The following is a 22,701-nucleotide window of genomic DNA, read 5'->3' on the forward strand; positions in this document are numbered from 1 at the left end:
CAGGGAGGGTCTCTGGAACCCTTTCTTTTTATACTTCATTGACAGTATAATGGTCATTTCAGAGACAATCAAGTGTAGCATAAGATTGCTAATTTATTCGGGCAATAACACTAAGGGTGAAAAACAGCCAGAGCTATTATTTGAAAAACAAGAAAAACCAACAAAAAGTTTTCACTGGGGTATCGTTTATAAAAATGATAATAAAGTAATTGGTGAAATGTGGGTTTATCTTATTGAAAATAATAGGATGGCAAAAGTTGCCTTTCGCCTTTCCCCGGCTTATCAAGGAAATGATTTAATGGCAGAAGCATTGACAGGTGTTGTTCAATTCTGTTTTAAAAACACAGAATTACAACGGTTGTGGAGTGATGTGCATATACTAAATCATGCGTCTTACAAAACCATGGAAAAAGCCGGATTCATGAGAGAGGGACATATTAGACAGGGTAAGATGGTGAATACCTACTGCGATTATTATTTATATGGATTACTGAAAAGTGATATAATGTCTATGCAATAATGTAATAGACTATTGAACACCTTTTTAAGCCGACAGTTTATGTACATCTGTTGGCTTATTTTACTGTAATATTAAATTGGTATATTGTTCGTTTTACCGTCTATTACCATATGGGGAGGTTTATAATGAAATATTTAACAGTAGAAGAATTTGCAGAGAAATGGCATTTATCAGAAAGGCGTATTCAAAAGTTATGTATTGAAAATAGAATAGAGGGCGTTATACGATTTGGTCATTCGTGGGCTATTCCAGAAGATGCAAAAAAACCAGAGGATAAAAGATTTCATTTGAAACTCTTAAAACCCTAAATCTATCAAGAAGTGGCTAAGAACTATCTGCCTTAATGAATTTAGGATTATCATCTATTAAAGTGAAAGGAGGGTTAATATGTATAGGTCAGAAATTCAAGAATTAGAAATGTCTTTAGCCAAAAGAGAAAATTTGCCACTCATAAGAAAGTATGCGCAAGAATTTTACAAAACCCATAGTCTGGAAGACTGCTGGCAGTTTGCCTGTGAATCATGGAAATCCACATATTTTCAGATTCAAGAAATATCCGTATTTCTCTGTGGATATATAGCTCATCAAAGTGCTGCTGCGGTTCTTTTTTTAAAAGACACTGTTTCTCAACATCCAGATTGGAGGGTTCAAGAGGTATTAGCTATGGCATTTGATGCTTATTGCAAGTCAATTGGATATGAAAATTCATTACAGATTATAAATGAATGGATATCCAGTGATAACCATAATAATCGTCGAGCTGTAACAGAGGGATTACGAGTATGGACAAGTAGACCGTTTTTTTCGGAACATCCACAGATTGCGATTTCAATTTTATCAAGTCTGAAAGAGGACAATAGTTTGTATGTTAGGAAATCGGTAGGAAATGCCCTACGAGATATAAGCAAAAAACATAGAGAACTGATTGAACAAGAACTATTTTCTTGGGATTTATCGAATAAAAAAATTCAGCAAGTATATAAATTAGCACATAAATATTTAGATAAACTAGGAGGATGAAAACCTGGGAAACTTTGAGTATGCCATCAATAACGCCCTCATATCTTGTTTCCATACAATAGAGAATAAAAACGATAGGCTGTAAAGGAAATAGATGGTATAATGTTGTAGAAAGAACAAATTAGAATTTTCCGAGATGGAAACATGAATTGGGGGGAGAACTTATAAATATGGTAACCAGAATAGACGAATTTATAAAGAAATTTATGATCACATTGATGGAAGAGGATAATCTGGATGGAAGTGCATTTCAGGAATTATTGAATAATATCAGGGAGAGTTTTCAGTTAGATGTTGTGTATACGCTAGAGAAGATTTCTCTTGAAAGAGAGTTTGTATTTCGATTTATGAGTGTTAGTAAACCAGAATATAATACAGTAGGGCAGGTGATTCAGCTTCCTCCGGACGCATATGAAGATGCGATCCATATGTACGATAATCAGCGTATATGTGGTTATAATGTGCAGGATTCGGAACAGTATGCCATTTCAAATAATGTACTCCATTATGGATATGTCCGATGTAATAATCAGATATATGATGGTTCCATTGGTTTTCAGCAATTCGAAAAGCACATATGGTCTGAAGAGGAAAAAGAGGCGTTAATCAAGCTGGGGCGAGTGTATGGGCTTATTTTCAATAAAGAATTGACAAATGAACTCAATGATAATTTGTTTGAATCTTTGCGTGCGGAAGAGGTGATGAAGTATAGAGCAGAACACGATGCTTTGACTGGCATTCTAAATAGAAGAGGCTTTGATAATGTGACGTATCTTCTTGAAAATGAGCAGTTTCCACTGGCCTTTGCTCTTGTGGATGTGGATTCTTTCAAATCCGTTAATGATACCTATGGACATGAAATCGGAGATAAAATACTATCGAAAACGTCAAAGATTCTTAACAGTTCATTCCGTTCATCGGATATTGTGGCCAGAATCGGAGGAGACGAGTTTGCCATAATATTGAATAATTTAACATATGATAAGAAAGACTTCATAACAAGAAAAATCAAACAGATAAACGATAGATTGAAAAATCCGATTGATAAGCTGCCGCCTGTATCATTATCAGTAGGAGTCGATTTTTCTACACGTGGATATTCAAAGGAACTGTTTCATCATGCGGATTGTGCGTTGTATGAAACAAAAAGAAACGGAAAAAGTGGCTGCAGTTTTTATGAACCACAAATGGATAAACACACTAAATAATGCTATGGTATTCGGGAGTGTCCTACCACCTCATTTCAGCTTTCCAAAGCCATCTGATTACTTCTTATTTAATAGACAAATTTTTTCATAATGTACAAGCATTTTTGCATACTTTGTAAATATAGTGTAGTGAGGTGGTTTCATGGCAAATGAAGCAAAGGTAGTTTGCAAGAATGTTTTTAAGAATAGTGATACGGCGGCTTTGCAAAAAATATTTACTCTGAAATGGATAGAATTGATAAACCAATTTGAAAAAAGTAAGGGGCAGCCTACTCCTGCCAGATGATAGACGAACTATCCTGCAAAATGTTATAATAACATCAGCAGTGATAGTTTGTTTTGTCTTCTCTGAAAAGGAGAACAAAACATGATGAATAAGTCAAGGGTTGCTATATATTGCCGCTTATCAGAAGAAGATAGAAACAAACAATCAGAAACAGACGACAGTAACAGTATTCAAAATCAAAAGTCTATGCTGCTTCAATATACTTTAGAACAAGGGTGGGAAGTCTACAATATTTACAGTGATGATGATTACACTGGTTCTGACCGACGACGACCAGAGTTCAACAAGTTATTGAATGACGCAAAAGACCGTAAATTTGATATTGTCTTATGTAAGACTCAATCCAGATTTACCAGAGAGCTTGAATTGGTGGAAAAATATATCCACGGCCTATTTCCCATCTGGGGTATTCGATTCATTAGTATTGTTGATAATGCAGATACCGCAAATAAAGGGAATAAGAAATCAAGGCAGATTAACGGTCTGGTGAACGAATGGTACTTAGAGGATATGTCGGAGAATATCAAGAGCGTGCTGACAGACCGAAGAAAAAACGGTCACCACATTGGGGCATTTGCTCTCTACGGTTACAAAAAAGACCCAGATATAAAGGGGCACTTGATTATTGATGAAGAAGCTGCACAGGTTGTCAGAGAAGTTTTTACATTGTTTTCACAAGGCTATGGCAAAACTGCCATTGCCCGTATGCTGAATGACCGGGGGATTCCCAATCCAACGGAATACAAGCGGCTTCATGGTTTACGCTGGCGAACACCCAAAGGAAAGAACAGTACCCTATGGAAATATTATGCTATTTCCGATATGCTGGTAAATGAAATTTATATTGGCAATATGGTACAGGGAAAATATGGGAGCGTGTCTTACAAGACAAAACAAAATAAACCACGTCCTAAAAGTGAGTGGTACATTGTTGAGGGTACGCACGAACCGATCATTGACCGTGAATTATGGGATAAGGTGCAAGCGCTGATCGCCCAAAAGGCAAAACCATTTACAGTTGGTACAATCGGATTATTCGCAAAAAAAGCCCGCTGTATGAACTGCGGTTATGTAATGCGTTCTAATAAACAGTCTGATGGCAGACGATATTTAGGATGTTCCAGCCGCCACGTTTCTAAAGACGCTTGTATTGGTTCTTTTATCTCTGTACTTAAGTTGGAACAGGCGGTGATTACAGAAATCAATAAGCTGTCTGCCGAATATCTGGATAAGGATGAACTGGAACAAAGCGTAACCTTTAGCAGTAATGCAAGAGGAAATCAGAAGGCTCTGAAAGAGGAAATTGCTGCATATCAAAGTAAGATTGCAGAATATACCAAAGGTATCCGTGAGTTGTATTTAGATAAGGTTAAGGGTATCTTGTCAGAACAGGACTATTTGGATTTATCCAAAGACTTCTCTATTCAAAAAGAAAGGCTTGAAAAACTGGTGATTGATAAGCAAAAACAGCTTGGCGTTATTGAAAGAAAGATACAAGCTGGCGATAACAGACGTCAGTTAATCGAGCAATACACCAATCTTGAACACTTAAATAGGGAAATCGTTGAAAAGCTGATTGACTATATATTAGTTGGAAAAAAAGACCCTGTTACAAAAGAAGTGCCTATTGAAATACACTGGAATTTCTAGGTTCTTGATAGTCTGGTATATTGGACACCAGATTATCAAGAACATCTTTTAAATACTCATTGTTGTTCTTACACAGTTGCACCATCTGCCGCCATATCTTCATGAAGATCTGTGATCGGATCTCCCTTGGACTGAATGTAGGCTGCGGTCCATGGAGTTCCGCTTGCGGCCTGCGGCCAGAGAGCCAGTGTATGGTCTACATAATACGTTCCGAAAACGGATTTCTCGATTTCTTCCGGCGTCAGGTTTTTCGTAAGCTGATAGACGATGGTACAAACCATTTCCATGTGAGCAAGCTCTTCAGTTCCGATATCTGTCAGGATTCCAGTAACCTCTTTATAAGGCATGGTATATCTCTGGGAAAGATATCTCATGGAAGCTGCGAGTTCCCCATCAGGACCGCCGAACTGTGAGATGATGATCTGTGCGATCTTCGGATTGGTCTGCGTGATTTTTATTGGATGCTGCAATCTTTTTTCATAACACCACATATATTAACATCCTCCTTCCTGCCACGGCCATGGCTCATCGGTCCAATTCCATACATCAGAGCAGGAATAGACAGCAGTATCAACGGTAAGCGGGCCAAAGTTCGCAGCATATTCTTTTAATGCTTCATTTCTCATGCGGCTGAATTCGCGGAAATAAGCAAGGGCTTCTTCATCGCATGGATGGGTGTCAAGGAAAAGTTTGACATCATCTACTGCGAAGCTGACCATATTAATTTTATTCAGCAGATCTTTTTTACAAGGACGTTCACTCATCGATTGCAGCCTCCTTTTCCATAAAATGGTTTGGAAAGGTCTTCAAAAATTGTACCACACTGCAGGGCCTTGCATGGTTCGAATAAATTCTGCCATCTCTGCCACGGAACATAAGCCATAGCCAGTGCGAAGTCTTCCAATGGGTCGAAGTGGCAGCCACAGTTTTTATGTCTGGGCGTTTCACATTCGCAGGGCCGTTCTTCCATGCCTCTGCGGACCTCCATAGATTTTCGATTTTCCATACCTCTGCGCTCCTCCATAGAACTGCGTACTCTTGGATTGCAGTCGTTATTACAAGGTTCTGGTGTGTGACATCCAGATTCCTGACCGCATCTTCCACAGTCATTAACCGGCTTAGGTGCCGGCCGACGGCTGTCAGCCATACGGTTATTACCGGAAGGCATGTTGCGGCAGCTATTATTGTTATTAGCAGGCATGCTGCGGCATGCATTGTTGTCAGCGGCATTACGGCGGTTGTTATTGTTATCAGCTGGGTTACAACAGCCGTCATTCATATTGCCGGGCATATTGCGTCGACCGTTATTGGAATTCATCTGTCTGCCATAACGCATATTGTTTTGATAATTCGCCATTTGCGATATCTCCTTCCATTGACATTTACATTAATATAGTATGGGAGAAAAATAAAAAGGTTCCACTTTACATTTTGGCAAAAGTTATATATAATAGGAGAGGCAAAGGCGGGGTGTGGCTCAGTTTGGTTAGAGCGCACGGCTGGGGGCCGTGAGGTCGCAGGTTCGAATCCTGTCACCCCGATGCAGAGAGGCAGTGCATATGAAGCACTGCTTTTCTTTTGTAAAAGGGTATATCTTATTGGATTGCGAACGGCCAATGAGCACATTTATTGTACATCATAAGCCCAATGAGCATAAATTTGCTTTTTTCTAAAAAAGTTGTTTTTGCATGTAAAAAAAGCTATAATTAAGGGCAAGTTATGTATGACACACCTTTTTACATGTGACTGCCAATGGGGGGAACACTGTAATTTATAAAAGGCGATTGTTAAAGGAGATATCATTTTATGTGTGGATTTGCAGGATTTGTAGGCGAAGTTGAAGATAGAGAACAGGTTTTGGTTAATATGATGAACACGATCGTTCACCGTGGACCGGACAGTGAGGGAAGATATGTAGATGAAGATGCAGCACTGGGATTCAGGCGTTTAAGTATCATTGATCTTTCTTCTGTCGGAGACCAGCCGCTATATAATGAAGATAGAAGCATGGTCCTTGTATTCAATGGAGAGATTTACAATTATCAGGACCTTAGAAAAGAATTAGTTGAGGCAGGACATACATTTGTTTCTAACACAGACTCTGAGACGCTGATTCATGGATTTGAGGAGTGGGGAGAAGGACTGGTAGACCGTCTTCGCGGAATGTATGCCTTTGCGATCTGGGACACAAAAAGGAAAAGACTGTTTGCTGCGAGAGATATCTTTGGAATCAAGCCCTTATATTATGCGCAGATGAACGGAACACTGATGTTTGGTTCAGAGATCAAGTCTTTTATGGAGCATCCGAAATTTGACAAGGTGTTCAATGAGGCTGCCCTGGGAAATTACCTCTCCTTCCAGTTTGTTCCGACCAATGAGACCTTTTTTAAGGGTGTATTCTGTCTGCAGCCGGGACACTATTTTACCTATGAAAATGGAGAGATGAATATATCCAGGTATTTCGAACCACATTTTACCGGAGACAGCAAGAAATCATTTGAAGAAGTGGTGGATGACGTGGAACGCGTGATGAAGGAGTCCGTGGAAAAGCATAAGATCAGTGATGTGGAAGTCGCATCCTATCTGTCAAGCGGTGTGGATTCCAGTTATTTGACTTATTTAGGTCAGGTCGATCACACCTTTACGGTCGGATTTGATGAAGGAAAATATAGTGAGATTCAGGATGCAAAGGAATTTGCTGCGAGTATCAATATGCAGAATGACGCAAAGGTCATCACACCGGAGGAATATTGGGACAAATTGTCAGATATCCAGTATTATATGGATGAGCCAGTTGCAGACCCAGCGGCAATCGCACTTTATTTCCTGAGTGAAGAGGCATCTAAGAAGGTGAAGGTCGTTTTATCAGGAGAAGGTTCGGACGAGTTGTTCGGTGGATACAACATCTATTGTGAACCCCTGGAGCATACAGGCTTCAACAAGATTCCAATGCCTCTGCGCAGAGTGATGGGCAAATTTGCAGAATACTGCCTGCCGCGCGGCATGAAGGGGCGCGGCTTCCTGATGCGCCATGGGAAGACGCTGGAGGAGCGTTACTTTGCAAATGCGACCAATATTTTTACAGAACGTGAGGCTGATAAGATTTTGAAAAAGGGCTGCAAGCCGGGCATACAAAAAGTGACCCGTCCGTTATATGAACGGGTAAAGGGCAAAGATTCTGTCACGAAGATGCAGTATGTCGATCTGCATCTCTGGCTTGTGCATGATATCCTGATGAAGGGCGACAAGATGGGAATGGCGAACTCACTGGAAGTGCGTGTCCCATTTTTGGATAAAAAGGTACTGGAGCTGGCTGAGACGCTTCCATTAGATTATAAAGTCCGTGCACCGAAGACAAAGGTTGCCCTGCGCGGTGCAGCAGAAAAGGTAATCAGAAGTAAGACAGCAGAGAAGAAGAAGCTGGGATTCCCGATACCGATTCGTGTCTGGTTGAAAGAAGAGAAGTATTATCAGATCGTAAAAGAGATGTTTCAGTCAGAAGCAGCAAAGAAGTTTTTCAATACAGAACTGCTCGTGAAGATGCTGGATGATCATAAGAATGGGAAGAATACGAATGAGAAGACAGATAACAGCAGGAAAATATGGACTGTGTACATTTTCCTTGTGTGGTATGATCGGTTCTTTGAGCATGGGAAGCCTGTCCATCCAGCGATGAATGTAAGATAACATCCAGAGGGACATTTACAAAAGGGACAGGAAATAGAACAAAAGCCGCTAAGCGGCCTGGATTTAAGAGCAAGCAGATTACGCATGTCTGCTTAATAGACAGGGGAGATACTATGAGAAGCAGAACAGTGAGGCCGATCCACAGCAAGAGGCAGGAACGGACTGTTTCATCAGATGGAAAGGTGAGGCCGATCAATAGCGCCAGGGGCAATGTCAAAAGCAGTGTCAGACCAAGGCGCAGTACACCGGCTGTGAAGAGCAGAAGCAGGAATATGGACCATACACGGCCCATGAGGGGGATTCCGCCTGCTCCGCAGCCAACAACAGGCAGCAGTCGAAAGAGACGTTCCAAGGCAGGGACGGCATATTTCGACTATGATCTGCTGCTTGTGATTATATTTCTGACATGTTTCGGATTAGTGATGCTGTATAGTACAAGTGCATACAGCGCACAGGCCGATTTTCAGAACGATATGTATTATTTTACAAAGCAGGCGATCATCAGTGTTTTGAGCTTTGGAATCATGTTCATAGTTTCGAAGATTGATTATCATGTTTATGGAGCATTCGCATTTGAATGTTACATATTCGCAATGGTCATGATGGCGTTGGTAAAGACCCCTCTAGGCATTGAAATTTATGGGGCAAGACGCTGGATACAGCTTCCGGGAAATATGACGCTCCAGCCGTCAGAGATTACGAAGATCGCTGTGATTTTATTTATCTCATATGAGATATGCAGAATGGGAAAGCAGATCAATACAAGGGAAGGCATGGTGCGGATCATGGCGTTCGGGCTTGTTGCAGCCGGCGGCGTTATGTTCTTGACGGAGAACCTCAGTACCGCGATCATTGTATTCGCCATAACCTGTATTCTGTTTTTTGTAGCACATCCCAAGACAAAACCATTCCTGGCAATTGCAGGAGCAGCTGCGGTAATCGCAGTCGTGGGTGTCTCAATTATGGCAGCGACGATTACAACGAGTGAGAACTTCCGACTTCGAAGAATCATTACCTGGCTGGACCCGGAGAACCATGCAGATAAGGGCGGTTTTCAGGTTATGCAGGGACTGTACGCAATCGGTTCGGGCGGTTTCTGGGGCAAGGGCCTTGGAAACAGTACCCAGAAACTGGGCGTCATCCCGGAGGTACAGAACGACATGATCCTGACGATCGTCTGTGAAGAACTCGGAGTATTTGGAGCAATCGTGATACTGGTCCTGTTCGGGCTTTTATTATACCGCCTGATGTTCATCGCAAGGAACGCGCCGGATATGTATGGTTCGCTGATTGCGACCGGGATCTTTGCGCATATTGCACTTCAGGTCATCCTAAATATCGCCGTAGTAACGAATCTGATTCCGACGACAGGTATCACATTGCCGTTCATCAGTTATGGAGGAACTTCGATTCTATTTTTGATGACGGAGATGGGAATTGCATTAGGAATATCCAGGAAAATTAAAATAGAAGAAAACTCTTTTCATACGAATTAAAGTGTGTTATATTAGTATGTAGTATTTAAAACTACATATAATAGATGCGGAATGCACTAAGTGTAGTGTAGGAGGATATAGTATGAGTTATAAAGTAATTGTGGACAGCTGTGGAGAATTAACGGAGGAGATGAAGGCAAGCGGACTATTTGAGACTGCATCGCTGAGTATGGAGGTCGACGGTGTACGCATTGTCGATGATGAGACATTTGATCAGGCTGATTTCCTGAAACGTGTTGCGGCAAGTGCAGAGTGCCCGAAGTCATCCTGTCCGTCCCCGGAAGAATATATGGAGAGTTATCATTGTGATGCAGAGCATGTATATGCTGTGACATTATCTGCTGAGTTGAGCGGATCTTACAACAGCGCGGAATTAGGACGTAAGCTTTACGAAGAGGAATATGGAAAGAGGGATATTTATGTTTTCAATTCCTGTTCTGCATCCATCGGTGAGACATTGATCGGACTGAAGATTCAGGAATGTGAAGAAGCAGGTATGAGTTTTCAGGAAGTAGTCGATACTGTGGAAAAATATATTGAATCCCAGCACACTTACTTTGTACTTGAGACTTTAGACACCTTGAAAAAGAACGGAAGATTGACAGGAATCAAAGCACTTGTCGCAAGTGCTTTGAATATCAAGCCAGTCATGGGCGCTAAGCCGGAAGGGATTATCTGTCAACTAGGACAGGCGCGTGGTATGAAGAAGGCATTAATGAAGATGACGGACCATATCATCGATGATTTGGAGAATTCCGAGGAGAAGATTCTGGCGATTTCTCACTGCAACTGCAAAGAGAGGGCTCTTGAAGTCCAGAAGACACTTCTTTCCAAAGCCAAATTCAAGGCCAGCTTCATCATAGATACGGCAGGAATCAGTACCATGTATGCCAATGATGGCGGAATAATAGTTGTGGTATAGAAAACTTTGTGATAAAATGTTCAGTAGAACATCAGAGCACGAAGGAGTTTGAAAAATGAGCCAGGAAAAAGTAGAACGCTATAAACAAGAGAAAGCCAATAGAAAAAAGATCATCAAAAAGCAGCGCATCATGAGTGTTGTACGTAAAACGGTCCTCACCTTAGCAGCGCTTGCATTAGTAGGCTGGCTGGGATTTTCCGCATATAAGACACATGAGTCAAAACAGGAAAGACCAGTAGCAGAGGTCAATTATGATGCAGTAAATAATTACCTGAACAGTTTATCCCAGTAGAACCAGGTAAAGTTCACCTGACAGTGTACAGAAGCCGTATTGGGAGCAGATATGTGAATTTAGATTTGCAATAATAGAAAAGAAAAGAGACAGGGGCAAAGCCGTGATTTCAAATCAAGACTTTGCCCCTGCTTTTTTCAAGCTTTCAAAGAAGAAAACAAGTCCTTTTTGGGTCCGGTTCCCATATCCATATCTAAATCCATAAGAAAAACAAGAGAAAAAAAGAAAAAATCCTAAATTGTCCCCCACTTGCCTCCACAGATTAAAAAAATCCCCCACTCACCCCCACCGCCACCCCTAGGTTATAAAAATTCCCCACCCATCTCCACAATATTTCCAAGTTACAAAAACCTCCCCACTCACCCCCGCCAATTTCCCCCACCGGGGGAAGCGGCGGAACCCGTTGGATGAACCTAGCCGCGGGAAGCGGGGACAGGGGGATTTGGGGGCATCTTGCGCGGTTAGTGGGACTTAGGGGGAAAAGGTGGAAAATCGGGATAAAAAATGTGATACCGAATCACATTTTTTCCTTGACCCTGGGTGCAAAATCATCAGATTTTGGGCACAGTGTCAAGGTTGTCCCGATTTTCCACCTTTTCCCCCTTAGTCCCACTTTCCAACGCAAACCAGCCCCCAAATCCCCCTGTCCCCGCTTCCTGCGGCGCCCCTTCCCACATCCCTCCCACTTCTCCCGCCAGAAATTTTTTTGAAAAAACACTTGAAAATGGGGAAAGGGTGGTTTACAATGGAGGCAAGTGGTAGGAAGTGGTAGATAGTGGCACAAAGTGGGGTGAAAAGTGGAGAACCTCACTAGGAGAAGGGGTTCCGGATGTTATTAGGGGAGTTTAATCACACAATCGATGAAAAAGGCCGACTTATTATCCCAGCCAAGTTACGAGACGATTTGGGAGATAGTTTCGTAATCTGTAATGGCTTGGAGGGCTGTCTCTTTGTGTACTCTATGGACGAATGGAACAAATTCGTTGCTGAACTGGAGACCTTACCACGTATGAATAAAGATGCCAGAATATTCAAGCGTTATTTCTTCGGAAGTGCTTCAGAAGGCAGCTTTGACAAGCAGGGGAGAGTATTGGTACCACCTTCTCTGAGAAAAGCGGCGAATCTGGAAAAAGATGTTGTCCTAGTGGGAGTTCAGGACCGCGTTGAAATCTGGGATAAAGCACTTTGGGAAGAGAGAAGCATGGTCAGCGAAGAGGATCTGGATGCAATTGCCGAACGTATGGAGGCAATTGGAATCAGAATCTAAAAGTGATGGAAGCTTCAATAAGCAGATGGAGGATTTTATGGCATTCAAGCACACATCAGTTTTACTTGAGGAAACTGTAGACGGTCTGGCAGTCAAGCCAGATGGGATTTACGTTGATGCTACACTCGGAGGAGGCGGACATGCCTACGAAGTGTGTAAGCGCTTAAACAGCAAGGGGAGTTTTATAGGAATAGACCAGGACGCTGCCGCAATTGAAGCGGCCAGTGCCCGATTACTCGACTTCGGGGAGAGAGTTACAATAATCAGGAGCAATTATTGTGATATGAAGCCGAGGCTCCATGAGATAGGCATTGACAAGGTCGATGGGATCGTACTTGATCTGGGCGTATCATCTTACCAGTTGGATACGGCAGAACGAGGTTTTTCCTATCGCGCAGATGCCCCGTTGGACATGAGGATGGATCAGAGACAGAAGATGACTGCCAGGGACATTGTCAATGACTATAGTGAAGCGGACCTTTTTCGTGTGATCCGTGATTACGGGGAAGACCGTTTTGCGAAGAATATCGCAAAGCACATCGTAATGGAACGCGAAAAAGGCCCGATTGAAACAACAGGCCAGTTGAACGAAGTGATTTCAAGGGCCATCCCGATGAAGATTCAGAAGACATCGGGGCATCCATCCAAGAGGACATTCCAGGCAATCCGCATCGAACTGAACCATGAGTTAGATGTTCTGAGGGACACCCTGGATACTATGATCGATTTACTGAATCCCGGAGGAAGACTTTGCATTATCACATTCCATTCATTGGAGGACCGGATCGTGAAGAGTTCTTTCAGAAAGAATGAAGATCCATGTATCTGTCCGAAGAATTTTCCGGTATGTGTATGCGGGAACGTTTCGAAGGGAAAAGTAATCACAAAGAAGCCAATCCTTCCAAGCGCGGAAGAGTTGGAACATAACAGCCGTTCGAAGAGCGCAAAGCTTAGAATTTTTGAACGTGCATAAGCAAAAAAGGAGTATACAAGATAAATGATCCGTCGGGAAGGGGAGAGCCCGGCGGAACTAAGTTTTAAGAAAGGGGCAGACGAATGGCTGCAAGAAGACAAGCTTTTGGAAACAGACAATCATACAATAGAAGCAGCTATAGACAGGCATATGTTTATGGGAATACCGTACCAAAGCCGGAAGTTCTGCCAAAGAGAAAATCAGCCGCACAGCCGGAGCGTCCAGTCAGGACAAGCCGACAGGTGCGCAGAAACAGAAAACGTGCAATGAATATGAGTCCTGCATATACGGTGTTTTTAGCCATTGCAGCGGCTTGTGCAGTTTTGATCTGTGTTGCATATCTGAAGCTTCAGTCGGATATGGTGAGCAGGTCAGAAAGTATTTCTGCATTGCAGGAAGAGCTCGCAGATTTAACAGAACAGAATGATACCGCATATAATGCAGCAGAGGATTCTGTGAATCTGGAAGAGATCCGCGACAAGGCGATGAACGAGATGGGAATGGTCTATGCTTCCCAGGGGAACGTGGTGGAGTATGAAAGCCCTACCAGTGACTATGTGAAGCAGTATAATGATATTCCGTCCGATGGAGTTCTGGCCAAATCAAAGGATGCATCTGAGTAAGGACAACGAATATGGCAAAGCGTAAAAAGAAGAACAGATTTGAATTTTTAACTAAAAAATTTCCGAAAAGGATGCAAAAAAAGCTGGTAATGCTATTCATGGCAATTATACTGGCTTTTGTTGTTCTTGTAGGAAGAATCACATATATCAATGCCTCCAAGGGGGAACGCTATACGAAGATCGTGCTTGACCAGCAGGAATATGACAACAGGGTCATTCCTTATAAGCGTGGAGATATTGTGGACCGCAATGGGACAAAGATCGCGATCAGTCAGAGAGTCTATAATGTGATTCTGGATGTGGTCGTTCTGACCTCCGACAAGGATTATATCGATCCGACCATCGAGGTATTGTCCGATGTCTTTGGAATCAAGGAATCGGATGTGAGGGAACGAATCAAGGAGAATCCAAAGAGCAGGTATGAGATTTTGGCAAAAGGGGTATCGTATGAGAAAGCACAAAAGTTCCAGAAGATAGAAAAGAATACCCAAAAGTATCCGAATGTCAAAGGAATCTGGCTGGAGGATGATTATCAAAGGACATATCCTTATAATGAACTGGCCAGTGATGTGATTGGATTTACGGTTTCTGGAAATGAAGGCTCCATTGGAATCGAAAGTGCATATAACAGTATTCTGAACGGAACAGACGGTCGGGAATATGGATATTTTGACGATGCCTCCAATGCGGAGCGTACTGTGAAGCCCCCAAAAAACGGAAATACGGTAGTCACGACCATCGATGTGACATTGCAGAGCATCGTAGAGAAATGCATCAAGGAGTTTAATGATGAGCATGCGGGCGAGGCCAGAGAAGGAGAGCCGGGAAGTAAGAATACAGCAGTCATGATCATGAACCCGAATACGGGTGAGATTCTTGCAGAGGCTTCTTATCCCAATTTCAATCTGAATAAGCCCAGGGATCTGTCAGCTATTTATCCAAAGGAAAAATTAAAAGAGATGACAGACGACGAAAAACTGGAAGCTCTGAATGAGCTGTGGAGGAATTTCTGCGTCAGTGACGCATTTGAACCAGGGTCAACGGCAAAGCCGTTTACTGTGGCGACAGGTCTGGAGACCGGAGCCTTAAAAGGGAATGAGACTTATGTCTGCGGCGGTTATCTGCATGTTGGTGATTATGATATTTCATGCCATTTGAAGTCAGGGCATGGACCCGAGAACATCGAACAGGCGGTTGCGAATTCCTGTAATGTGGCGCTGATGCACATGGTAGAGGCCATAGGTGCGAAAGATTTTAGCCGTTATCAGCATATTTTCGGATTTGGGGAATATACCGGAATTGACCTGCCGGGCGAGGCGTCAACAGCGTCCCTGCTTTATACAGAAGAGCAGTTGAATCCGGCTGAGCTTGCGACGAGCTCCTTTGGTCAGGGCTTCAATGTGACGATGACACAGATGACGGCTGCGTTTTCTTCCTTAATTAACGGAGGAAATTATTATGAGCCGCATGTGGTGAAGCAGATACAGGATGAGAGCGGCAAAGTGGTTGAGACAAAGGATCCGGTCCTCCTTAAGAAAACAATTTCTGCGGAGACATCAACCAAGGTGAAGGAATACATGAAGGCCGTAATGACAAGCGGAACGGGACAGAGTGCCAACGTGGAAGGCTATGATATCGGAGGAAAGACTGGTACAGCAGAAAAGCTTCCCCGTGGAAATGAAAAGTATGTTCTTTCCTTCATCGGTTATGCTCCACAGGAAAATCCAGAGGTGGTAGTTTATGTTGTGATTGACGAGGCAAATGTAGAGGACCAGGGAACCAGCTCCTATGTACTCGATCTTTCTAAGAAGATTATGTCTCAGGCATTCCCATATCTGAATATCACAACGATGGAAGGCTATACGGGAACGACCCAGGGTGCGGTGCCGACTGACCAGCTACAACAGCAGAGCGGCAATGAGGAGAATGGAACAAGCATAGATGATAATTATGATAAACCGGATGGAGCCTATATTGATGAAAATTATAACCCAGACCTTTCGGATTGGGCATCCGAAGATCCGGTAGAGTAGCGTGGATCTGTAAAAATGGAATAACCTTACAAAAGATGTAATATGTTATAAAAACATCTTTTGTAAGGTTTTTTATTTTATGAAGAACAAGACATATAATAAAAGGAAGATACTTGTTGTTTTTTTATGTGCCGCGGCTGTGCTTCTGACGTTGATAGGCAGACTGGTTTATCTGATGATCTTTGATGCGGAGTATTATCAGAAGAAAGCAGAATCCCTGCATGAAAGGGAGCGGGCCATCAAAGCCGCAAGGGGAGAAATCGTGGACAGAAATGGGACAGTGCTGGCTACGAATAAGACGGTCTGCACGATCTCGGTGATCCATAATCAGATCAAGGATCCAGAGCTGGTCATCCAGACACTTACAAAAGAATTGGAGCTGGATGAGGCTATTGTTAGGAAACGGGTGGAGAAGGTTTCCTCCATGGAAAAAGTAAAGACAAATGTCGAAAAGGAAGTGGGAGACCGGATTCGTAATTATAATCTGGCAGGCGTCAAGGTGGACGAGGACTTCAAACGTTATTATCCATATAACGAAATTGCTTCAAAGGTCCTGGGATTTACCGGGGGTGATAATCAAGGAATCATAGGCCTGGAGGTAAAATACGAGGAATACCTCAAAGGAATCAATGGTACGATCCTGACAGTGACGGATGCCAGAGGAATCGAATTAGAGGGCATTGCGGAGGACAGAATCGAGCCTGTGGCAGGAAATACGCTCCAGGTAAGCTTGGACTATAATATCCAGTCCTTCTGCGAGCAGGCAGCATTGAAAGTAATGGAAGAAAAGCAGGCGGACAGTGTCTCGATTTTGCTAATGAATCCCCAGAACGGTGAAATACTGGCAATGGTCAATGTACCGGAATTTAATTTGAACGAACCGTATATACTGAATACAGGAGTAGATTCGGACACGTTGACGGATGAGGAATTGCAGAATCAATTGAATCAGATGTGGAGGAACGGCTGTATCAATGATACGTATGAACCGGGGTCTGTATTTAAGATCATTACGGCCTCCGCCTGCTTGGAGGAAGGCGTCGTTAAGCTGACTGATACTTTTTCCTGTCCGGGTTACCGGGTGGTGGAGGATCGGAAGATCAGGTGTCATAAGGTGGGAGGACACGGTGCAGAGACATTTGTACAAGGAATCCAGAACTCCTGCAACCCGGTATTTATAGACATTGGGCTCAGACTTGGACCGGACCGCTTTTACGAGTATTTTAAGCAGTTTGGATTAATGAGCCTGACTAATGTGGACCTACCCGGAGAGGCCGGGACAATCATGCATAAGAAAGAAGATATTGGAACGGTAGAACTGGCGACCATGTCTTTTGGACAGTCCTTTCAGGTGACGCCGATTCAGATGGCGACGACGGTCAGCTCCCTGATCAATGGAGGAAGGAGAGTGACTCCTCATCTTGGAGTAGGAGTTCTGGATAAAGATGGGAACCAGATTGAGACCTTTCGATATAAGGAGAAGGATGGAATTGTTTCAGAGGATACTTCTGCCACAATGCGGATGCTTTTGGAGAGCGTGGTATCCCAGGGCTCCGGTAAAAACGCTTATATCGAAGGCTATACGATTGGTGGAAAGACAGCGACCTCCCAGACACTTCCACGAAGTGCGAACAGATATATTTCTTCCTTCTTAGGGTTTGCCCCAGCGGAAAATCCACAGATACTGGGGATGGTGCTGATTCACGATCCGCAGGGCGTTTATTATGGAGGAACCATTGCGGCACCTGTTCTTAAGAGTATATATGATAATGTACTTCCCTATCTGGGGATTGAAAAAACGGGGACAGTTTCTGAGAAGAACGAAGAGGGGCAGGAAGAGACGACCGAGTAAAGGGCAGGATTTTTTGTACTGCCCAGTGGAAATGAAGGGATGTATACCAGGTCGCTATCTGGGCAAAACAGGAGAGTTTTGGTTGAAAAACACAGGCTAATGCGGTATACTGAATGAGGTATTCTGCTCGACTGTGCCTTTAAGGCCGCAGAAATGATAAGAATAAGTAAATTTTGCTTAACAAAAGAGATGAAGAGGTGGATGTATGAGTTATCATGTAGTGATTCCGGTATTGATTTCATTTGCGCTTAGTTTGTTGATGGGACCAGTTGTAATACCGTTTCTTAGAAGACTGAAGATGGGACAGACGGAGAGGGAAGACGGCGTACAGTCCCACTTGAAGAAGGCAGGGACCCCGACCATGGGAGGCGTGATCATTCTCGGCAGTGTGGTGATCACTTCCTTATTTTACGTCAAAGACTACCCGAATATTATTCCGGTCTTATTTTTAACAATCGGCTTTGGCCTGATTGGATTTTTGGATGATTATTTAAAAGTAGTCATGAAACGTTCTGATGGACTTTATCCGAAACAGAAGATGGCACTTCAGATTGTCGTCACAGCGATTTTTGCTTACTACATTATTAAGGTGGCAAAGATTCCGATGACCCTTCTGATTCCATTTTCTGGAGGGAAGTACTGGGATATTGGCTGGGTTGCGATTCCGCTTCTGTTTGTTGCAGTAATCGGAACAGTCAATGGCACGAATTTTACAGACGGTCTGGACGGACTGGCATCCAGCGTGACGGTTCTGGTGGCGACCTTCTTTACTGTAGTTGCGATTGGAACGAAGAGCGGTGTAGAGCCGATCACCTGTGCGGTAGTTGGAGCACTGCTTGGTTTCCTTCTATTTAATGTATATCCTGCAAGTGTATTCATGGGAGACACAGGTTCCCTTGCCTTAGGAGGATTCGTAATCGGAACGGCATATATGATGCAGATGCCGTTATATGTAATTATTGTTGGATTGATCTATTTGGTGGAGGTTGCTTCTGTTATGATTCAGGTCACCTATTTCAAGAAAACAGGAGGAAAGCGCTTCTTCAAGATGGCACCGATCCATCATCATTTTGAATTGTGCGGATGGTCTGAGACAAGAGTTGTTGCGGTGTTCTCTATTATAACAGCGATTCTCTGTCTGATTGCACTTATGGGGGTATAGGTTATGGAATTGTTAAATAAAAAAGTTCTTGTATTTGGTTCTGGCATCAGTGGCGTGGCAGCAAGCAGACTGCTGCTGGAAAAAGGAGCAGGAGTGATTCTTTATGATGGGAATACATCCTTAGATGCAGAGAAGATTCGCGGGGAGATTCTCTTGGGAGCACCTTGCGGGGCCGATATGCAGGTGGTATTAGGAGAGCTTCCTGATACGATCCTGGATTCTCTAAGCCTGACCGTGATGAGCCCGGGCGTACCGACAGACCTTCCGGTCGTAGATCGGATGAGAGAAAAGGGAATCCCGATCTGGGGAGAAATTGAACTGGCATACGTATACGGCAAAGGGGATGTCCTGGCAATCACAGGTACGAATGGTAAGACGACCACCACGGCGCTGCTTGGAGAGATCATGAAGAATTATAGGGAAAGCACCTTTGTAGTAGGAAATATTGGGAATCCCTATACCAGCATAGCACTAAAGACAAGAGAGGATTCTGTGATTGTAGCAGAGATGAGCAGTTTCCAGTTGGAGAGCATACATACATTCCGCCCGAGGGTGAGCGCGATGCTGAATATCACGCCGGATCATCTGAACCGTCACCATACAATGGAGGCTTATATCGGGGCAAAGCAGAATATTGCAAAGAATCAGACGGCAGAAGATACCTGTGTCCTGAACTTTGAGGATGAAGTGACCAGGAAATTTGGAGAAAATCTAAGCGCACAGGTTCTATATTTCAGCAGTCAGCGTAAACTAGAGAAAGGTATCTATCTGGAGGATGGCAGGATCATGCTTTCTCTGGAGGGAGAACCAGTTGAAATCTGTCGTATCGATGAACTAAAGCTTTTGGGAACCCACAATCATGAAAATGTGATGGCAGCGGCAGCGATGGCAGCAGCCTATGGTGTTCCGATGGAGATTATCCGCAGGACTGTCATGGAGTTCCAGGGAGTGGAGCATCGCATCGAATTTGTGGCAGAGAAAAATGGTGTCGCTTATTACAACGATTCAAAAGGAACGAATTCAGATGCCGCAATCAAAGGAATCCAGGCGATGAACCGTCCGACCTTACTGATTGGCGGCGGGTACGACAAAGATTCTTCCTATGAAGAGTGGATTGAAGCATTTGAAGGTAAGGTGAAGAAGCTGGTGCTTTTGGGAGCTACCAGAGAGAAGATAGATGAGACGGCCAGAAGACTAGGTTTCACAGACACGGTCCTGGTGGATACATTTGAAGAAGCCGTGGATGTCTGCGTCAAAAATGCAGTGCCGGGCGATGCAGTGCTTTTGTCACCTGCATGTGCAAGCTGGGGCATGTTTAAAAATTATGAAGAACGTGGAGATAAATTCAAAGAACTTGTAAATCAGTTATAAGGAGTGAATTTATATTGGAACGTCCTGAGAAAAAGAAGCGGTATGATTACACACTGCTGATTGTGGTATTACTGCTGGTAATCATCGGCCTGGTCCTTTTGTACAGTACCAGCGCCTATAACGGACGGGTGAAATTTCACGATTCTTTCTATTACCTGAGAAGACAGGGATTTGCAACTGCACTGGGAATTGCGGGGATGTTGATCGTGGCACAGATCGATTACCACAAATGGGTGCCGCTCGCGGCACTCGGTTATCTGACAGCCATCCTGTTATCGGTAGCGGTCATATTTATAGGAGATGAGTACAACGGGTCCAAAAGATGGCTTTCTTTGGGCCCGATTTCTTTTCAACCGTCAGAATTCGCAAAGGTGGCGATCATCCTGTTCTTGGCCTGTCTGGTGACAAAAAATGTGAAGCAGATGGGAAAATTCAGGACTCTGGTGAAAGTCATGATTCCGGTGCTGCCGATTGTGGCACTGGTAGGGGCAAGCAATTTGAGCACAGCGATCATCATCTTAGGTATCGCAGTTGTTCTGATCTTTGTGGCAAGCCCAAAGTATGCCCAGTTCATATGGATGGGGGCGGCAGGAGTCGGTTTTATGGGAATCTTCCTGGCCCTGGAGAGCTATCGATTGGAACGACTTGCGATCTGGCGCAACCCAGAGAAGTTTGAGAAGGGCTATCAGACCCTTCAAGGCTTATATGCGATTGGATCCGGGGGCCTGTTCGGCAGGGGGCTTGGTGAAAGTGTGCAGAAGCTTGGATTTCTTCCAGAAGCACAGAATGACATGATATTTTCCATTATCTGTGAGGAATTGGGACTGGTGGGGGCGAGCCTGATTATTTTGCTTTTCCTGATCCTGATCTGGCGTTTCTTTGTGATTGCCACCCATGCGAAGGATCTTCTGGGAGCTCTGATCGCGGCGGGGGCAATGGCACATATGATGATCCAGGTGATTCTGAATATTGCAGTGGTGACCAACTCGATCCCTAATACGGGGATTACGCTTCCCTTTATCAGTTACGGGGGAACCTCAGTATTATTCCTGCTTTTGGAAATGGGGCTTGTATTGAGTGTTTCGAATCTGATAGAATAAGGAAGGGGAAGATAAATGATGTAAGGAGGACTTTGGATGAGACGCAGTAAAAAGACTGGAAAGCAGAGTCAGAGGCAGCATAAAAGTCAGAGCAGGAATCAGCGCAGGCGTGAAAAGTATGAAGAGTTCGACGATGAAGCATATATAAATGAAGTATTATATAAGGAAGGTTATCGTCCGCCCGAGAGAAAAAAGAAAAAGAGACAGGGAGTATTTCTGGGGCTTCTCACATTTGTTCTGGGAATCGTGATTCTGGTATTCGCCTTTCTGCTTTTATTCCATGTACAAAAGATAGAAGTAAAAGGCAATAAATACTGTACTGATAATGCGGTGATCAACTGGTATCGGGAAGAAAAGTATGCGATGAATTCCGCATATGCGTGGTGGAAGTTCAATCATACAGATGTAGAGCAGCTTCCAGTAGTGGAATCCTCAAAGGTGACTTTAAAGGCGCCGTGGTCTATCAGGATAACGGTGAAGGAAAAAGAGATTACTGGTTACATAGATTACAAGGATCAGTATCTATACTTTGACAAGGATGGAACGGCACTTTTAAAAACCTCAGAGAAACTAGACGGTGCCGCCTACATCGAGGGCATGAATATAGATGAATCTAAGGTGAAGCTGGGGAAGGTCCTTCCGGTATCTGATAAGAAGTTTTTTAAACGAATCGTAGAGATTTCACAGCTCCTTGTGAAATACAAGCTGAATCCAGACCGCGTTACCAGTTCTGGAAGTGAATTGAACCTCTATTTCGGGAAGGTAGAAGTGCTGCTGGGCAAATCTAATTATGAAGAGCGCCTGGCACAGGTATCACCAATCCTTGAGAAGCTGAAAGAAAAATACCCGGATAAAGAAGGAACACTGCATCTGGAGAACTTCGAGGTATCGGACAAGGCAATCCGGTTCGTACCAAAGTCGGCAGAAGATAAGGAGAAGGAAAAGGCAGAGGGAAAGAATGACAAAGATACTTCCCGGGACAGCGAGGGGCAGGAGAATCAAAGCGGTGATCCAGACGGCGGGACGGAAGCATCTGATGGCTCGGACGGCAGTACACAAGATGCGGATGATACAAACGATGCGCAGACCGGAGATAGCCAGGACAGTGGATGGCAGGACGAGCAGAGCGGTATATCAGACAGCGGCAGTCAGGATGACCAGGAGTGGTAAATTGATCAATATAAAATGCGTATGAATTGAATAAAAAAAACAGAAAATAAATAAAAATCTATTGATTAT

At 43.6% G+C, this 22,701-nt stretch carries 21 protein-coding genes, 1 tRNA gene and 1 pseudogene; 20 read left to right on the top strand and 3 right to left on the bottom strand.

Annotated elements, in window-relative coordinates:
- The 6 genes from HGO97_RS14130 to HGO97_RS14155 all read left to right on the top strand — a co-directional run.
- Positions 1 to 520 (top strand): GNAT family N-acetyltransferase (locus HGO97_RS14130; RefSeq protein WP_216242889.1); only part of this gene is annotated, 520 nt, incomplete at its 5' end.
- 125 nt (positions 521 to 645) lie between these two features.
- The gene (locus HGO97_RS14135; RefSeq protein ID WP_216242891.1) at positions 646 to 828 is read left to right on the top strand and encodes a helix-turn-helix domain-containing protein; all 183 of its coding nucleotides are present in this window, start codon (positions 646 to 648) and stop codon (positions 826 to 828) included.
- A 79-nt stretch (positions 829 to 907) separates the two neighbouring features.
- Complete coding sequence (locus HGO97_RS14140) at positions 908 to 1,540, top strand: DNA alkylation repair protein (protein WP_216242893.1); 633 nt, start codon at positions 908 to 910, stop codon at positions 1,538 to 1,540.
- A gap of 218 nt (positions 1,541 to 1,758) precedes the next feature.
- Positions 1,759 to 2,748 (top strand): GGDEF domain-containing protein, encoded by a 990-nt coding sequence (locus HGO97_RS14145; RefSeq protein ID WP_216242895.1) that lies wholly within the window; start codon positions 1,759 to 1,761, stop codon positions 2,746 to 2,748.
- A gap of 142 nt (positions 2,749 to 2,890) precedes the next feature.
- Entirely contained in the window at positions 2,891 to 3,034 is a 144-nt protein-coding gene (locus HGO97_RS14150) for a hypothetical protein (RefSeq protein ID WP_216242896.1), read from the top strand.
- An 81-nt stretch (positions 3,035 to 3,115) separates the two neighbouring features.
- Positions 3,116 to 4,684 (top strand): recombinase family protein, encoded by a 1,569-nt coding sequence (locus tag HGO97_RS14155; RefSeq protein ID WP_216242905.1) that lies wholly within the window; start codon positions 3,116 to 3,118, stop codon positions 4,682 to 4,684.
- Positions 4,685 to 4,767: 83 nt separating this feature from the next.
- Here HGO97_RS14155 and HGO97_RS14160 read toward each other — a convergent pair.
- The 3 genes and pseudogenes from HGO97_RS14160 to HGO97_RS23800 form a co-directional block, all read right to left on the bottom strand.
- Positions 4,768 to 5,175: pseudogene (locus HGO97_RS14160) on the bottom strand (manganese catalase family protein); the annotation flags it as partial.
- Positions 5,176 to 5,178: 3 nt separating this feature from the next.
- Positions 5,179 to 5,448: a spore coat protein CotJB gene (locus tag HGO97_RS14165; protein WP_216242907.1), complete on the bottom strand. Its 270-nt coding sequence runs from the start codon at positions 5,446 to 5,448 to the stop codon at positions 5,179 to 5,181.
- A complete protein-coding gene (locus HGO97_RS23800; protein WP_246597456.1) occupies positions 5,445 to 6,041 on the bottom strand; it encodes a spore coat associated protein CotJA in 597 nt (198 codons plus the stop codon). Before HGO97_RS23800 ends, HGO97_RS14165 begins: the two co-directional genes overlap by 4 nt.
- A 109-nt stretch (positions 6,042 to 6,150) precedes the next feature.
- Here HGO97_RS23800 and HGO97_RS14175 point away from each other — a divergent pair.
- The 14 genes from HGO97_RS14175 to HGO97_RS14240 all read left to right on the top strand — a co-directional run bounded on the left by HGO97_RS14175 (position 6,151) and on the right by HGO97_RS14240 (position 22,632).
- Positions 6,151 to 6,225: transfer RNA gene (locus HGO97_RS14175), tRNA-Pro, on the top strand.
- Between the two features lie 265 nt (positions 6,226 to 6,490).
- The gene (asnB, locus tag HGO97_RS14180) at positions 6,491 to 8,371 is read left to right on the top strand and encodes an asparagine synthase (glutamine-hydrolyzing) (RefSeq protein ID WP_216242909.1); all 1,881 of its coding nucleotides are present in this window, start codon (positions 6,491 to 6,493) and stop codon (positions 8,369 to 8,371) included.
- Between the two features lie 290 nt (positions 8,372 to 8,661).
- Positions 8,662 to 9,867 (top strand): FtsW/RodA/SpoVE family cell cycle protein, encoded by a 1,206-nt coding sequence (locus HGO97_RS14185; RefSeq protein ID WP_288862097.1) that lies wholly within the window; start codon positions 8,662 to 8,664, stop codon positions 9,865 to 9,867.
- An 82-nt stretch (positions 9,868 to 9,949) separates the two neighbouring features.
- Positions 9,950 to 10,789 carry a DegV family protein gene (locus HGO97_RS14190; protein ID WP_216242911.1) on the top strand — a complete coding sequence of 280 codons (840 nt, stop codon included), beginning with the start codon at positions 9,950 to 9,952 and terminating at the stop codon, positions 10,787 to 10,789.
- A gap of 55 nt (positions 10,790 to 10,844) precedes the next feature.
- Positions 10,845 to 11,081 (top strand): hypothetical protein, encoded by a 237-nt coding sequence (locus tag HGO97_RS14195; protein ID WP_216242913.1) that lies wholly within the window; start codon positions 10,845 to 10,847, stop codon positions 11,079 to 11,081.
- An 829-nt stretch (positions 11,082 to 11,910) separates the two neighbouring features.
- Entirely contained in the window at positions 11,911 to 12,348 is a 438-nt protein-coding gene (gene mraZ, locus HGO97_RS14200; protein ID WP_216242915.1) for a division/cell wall cluster transcriptional repressor MraZ, read from the top strand.
- 37 nt (positions 12,349 to 12,385) lie between these two features.
- Entirely contained in the window at positions 12,386 to 13,321 is a 936-nt protein-coding gene (gene rsmH, locus HGO97_RS14205; RefSeq protein WP_216243105.1) for a 16S rRNA (cytosine(1402)-N(4))-methyltransferase RsmH, read from the top strand.
- Between the two features lie 83 nt (positions 13,322 to 13,404).
- Positions 13,405 to 13,944: a hypothetical protein gene (locus HGO97_RS14210; RefSeq protein ID WP_216242916.1), complete on the top strand. Its 540-nt coding sequence runs from the start codon at positions 13,405 to 13,407 to the stop codon at positions 13,942 to 13,944.
- Between the two features lie 11 nt (positions 13,945 to 13,955).
- On the top strand, positions 13,956 to 15,977 hold the full coding sequence (locus HGO97_RS14215) for a peptidoglycan D,D-transpeptidase FtsI family protein (RefSeq protein ID WP_216242917.1): 2,022 nt from the start codon (positions 13,956 to 13,958) through the stop codon (positions 15,975 to 15,977).
- 79 nt (positions 15,978 to 16,056) lie between these two features.
- Positions 16,057 to 17,829, top strand: coding sequence for a peptidoglycan D,D-transpeptidase FtsI family protein (locus HGO97_RS14220; RefSeq protein ID WP_216242919.1), 1,773 nt, complete (start codon positions 16,057 to 16,059; stop codon positions 17,827 to 17,829).
- A gap of 205 nt (positions 17,830 to 18,034) precedes the next feature.
- On the top strand, positions 18,035 to 18,991 hold the full coding sequence (gene mraY / locus HGO97_RS14225) for a phospho-N-acetylmuramoyl-pentapeptide-transferase (protein WP_216242921.1): 957 nt from the start codon (positions 18,035 to 18,037) through the stop codon (positions 18,989 to 18,991).
- A gap of 3 nt (positions 18,992 to 18,994) precedes the next feature.
- Positions 18,995 to 20,362 (top strand): UDP-N-acetylmuramoyl-L-alanine--D-glutamate ligase, encoded by a 1,368-nt coding sequence (gene murD, locus HGO97_RS14230; RefSeq protein WP_216242931.1) that lies wholly within the window; start codon positions 18,995 to 18,997, stop codon positions 20,360 to 20,362.
- A gap of 14 nt (positions 20,363 to 20,376) precedes the next feature.
- Entirely contained in the window at positions 20,377 to 21,462 is a 1,086-nt protein-coding gene (locus HGO97_RS14235; protein ID WP_216242933.1) for an FtsW/RodA/SpoVE family cell cycle protein, read from the top strand.
- A 36-nt stretch (positions 21,463 to 21,498) separates the two neighbouring features.
- A complete protein-coding gene (locus tag HGO97_RS14240) occupies positions 21,499 to 22,632 on the top strand; it encodes a cell division protein FtsQ/DivIB (protein WP_216242935.1) in 1,134 nt (377 codons plus the stop codon).
- Positions 22,633 to 22,701: the final 69 nt, after the last annotated feature.

This window comes from Faecalicatena faecalis (genome assembly GCF_012524165.2).
Taxonomy (GTDB): Bacteria; Bacillota; Clostridia; order Lachnospirales; family Lachnospiraceae; genus Faecalicatena_A; species Faecalicatena_A faecalis.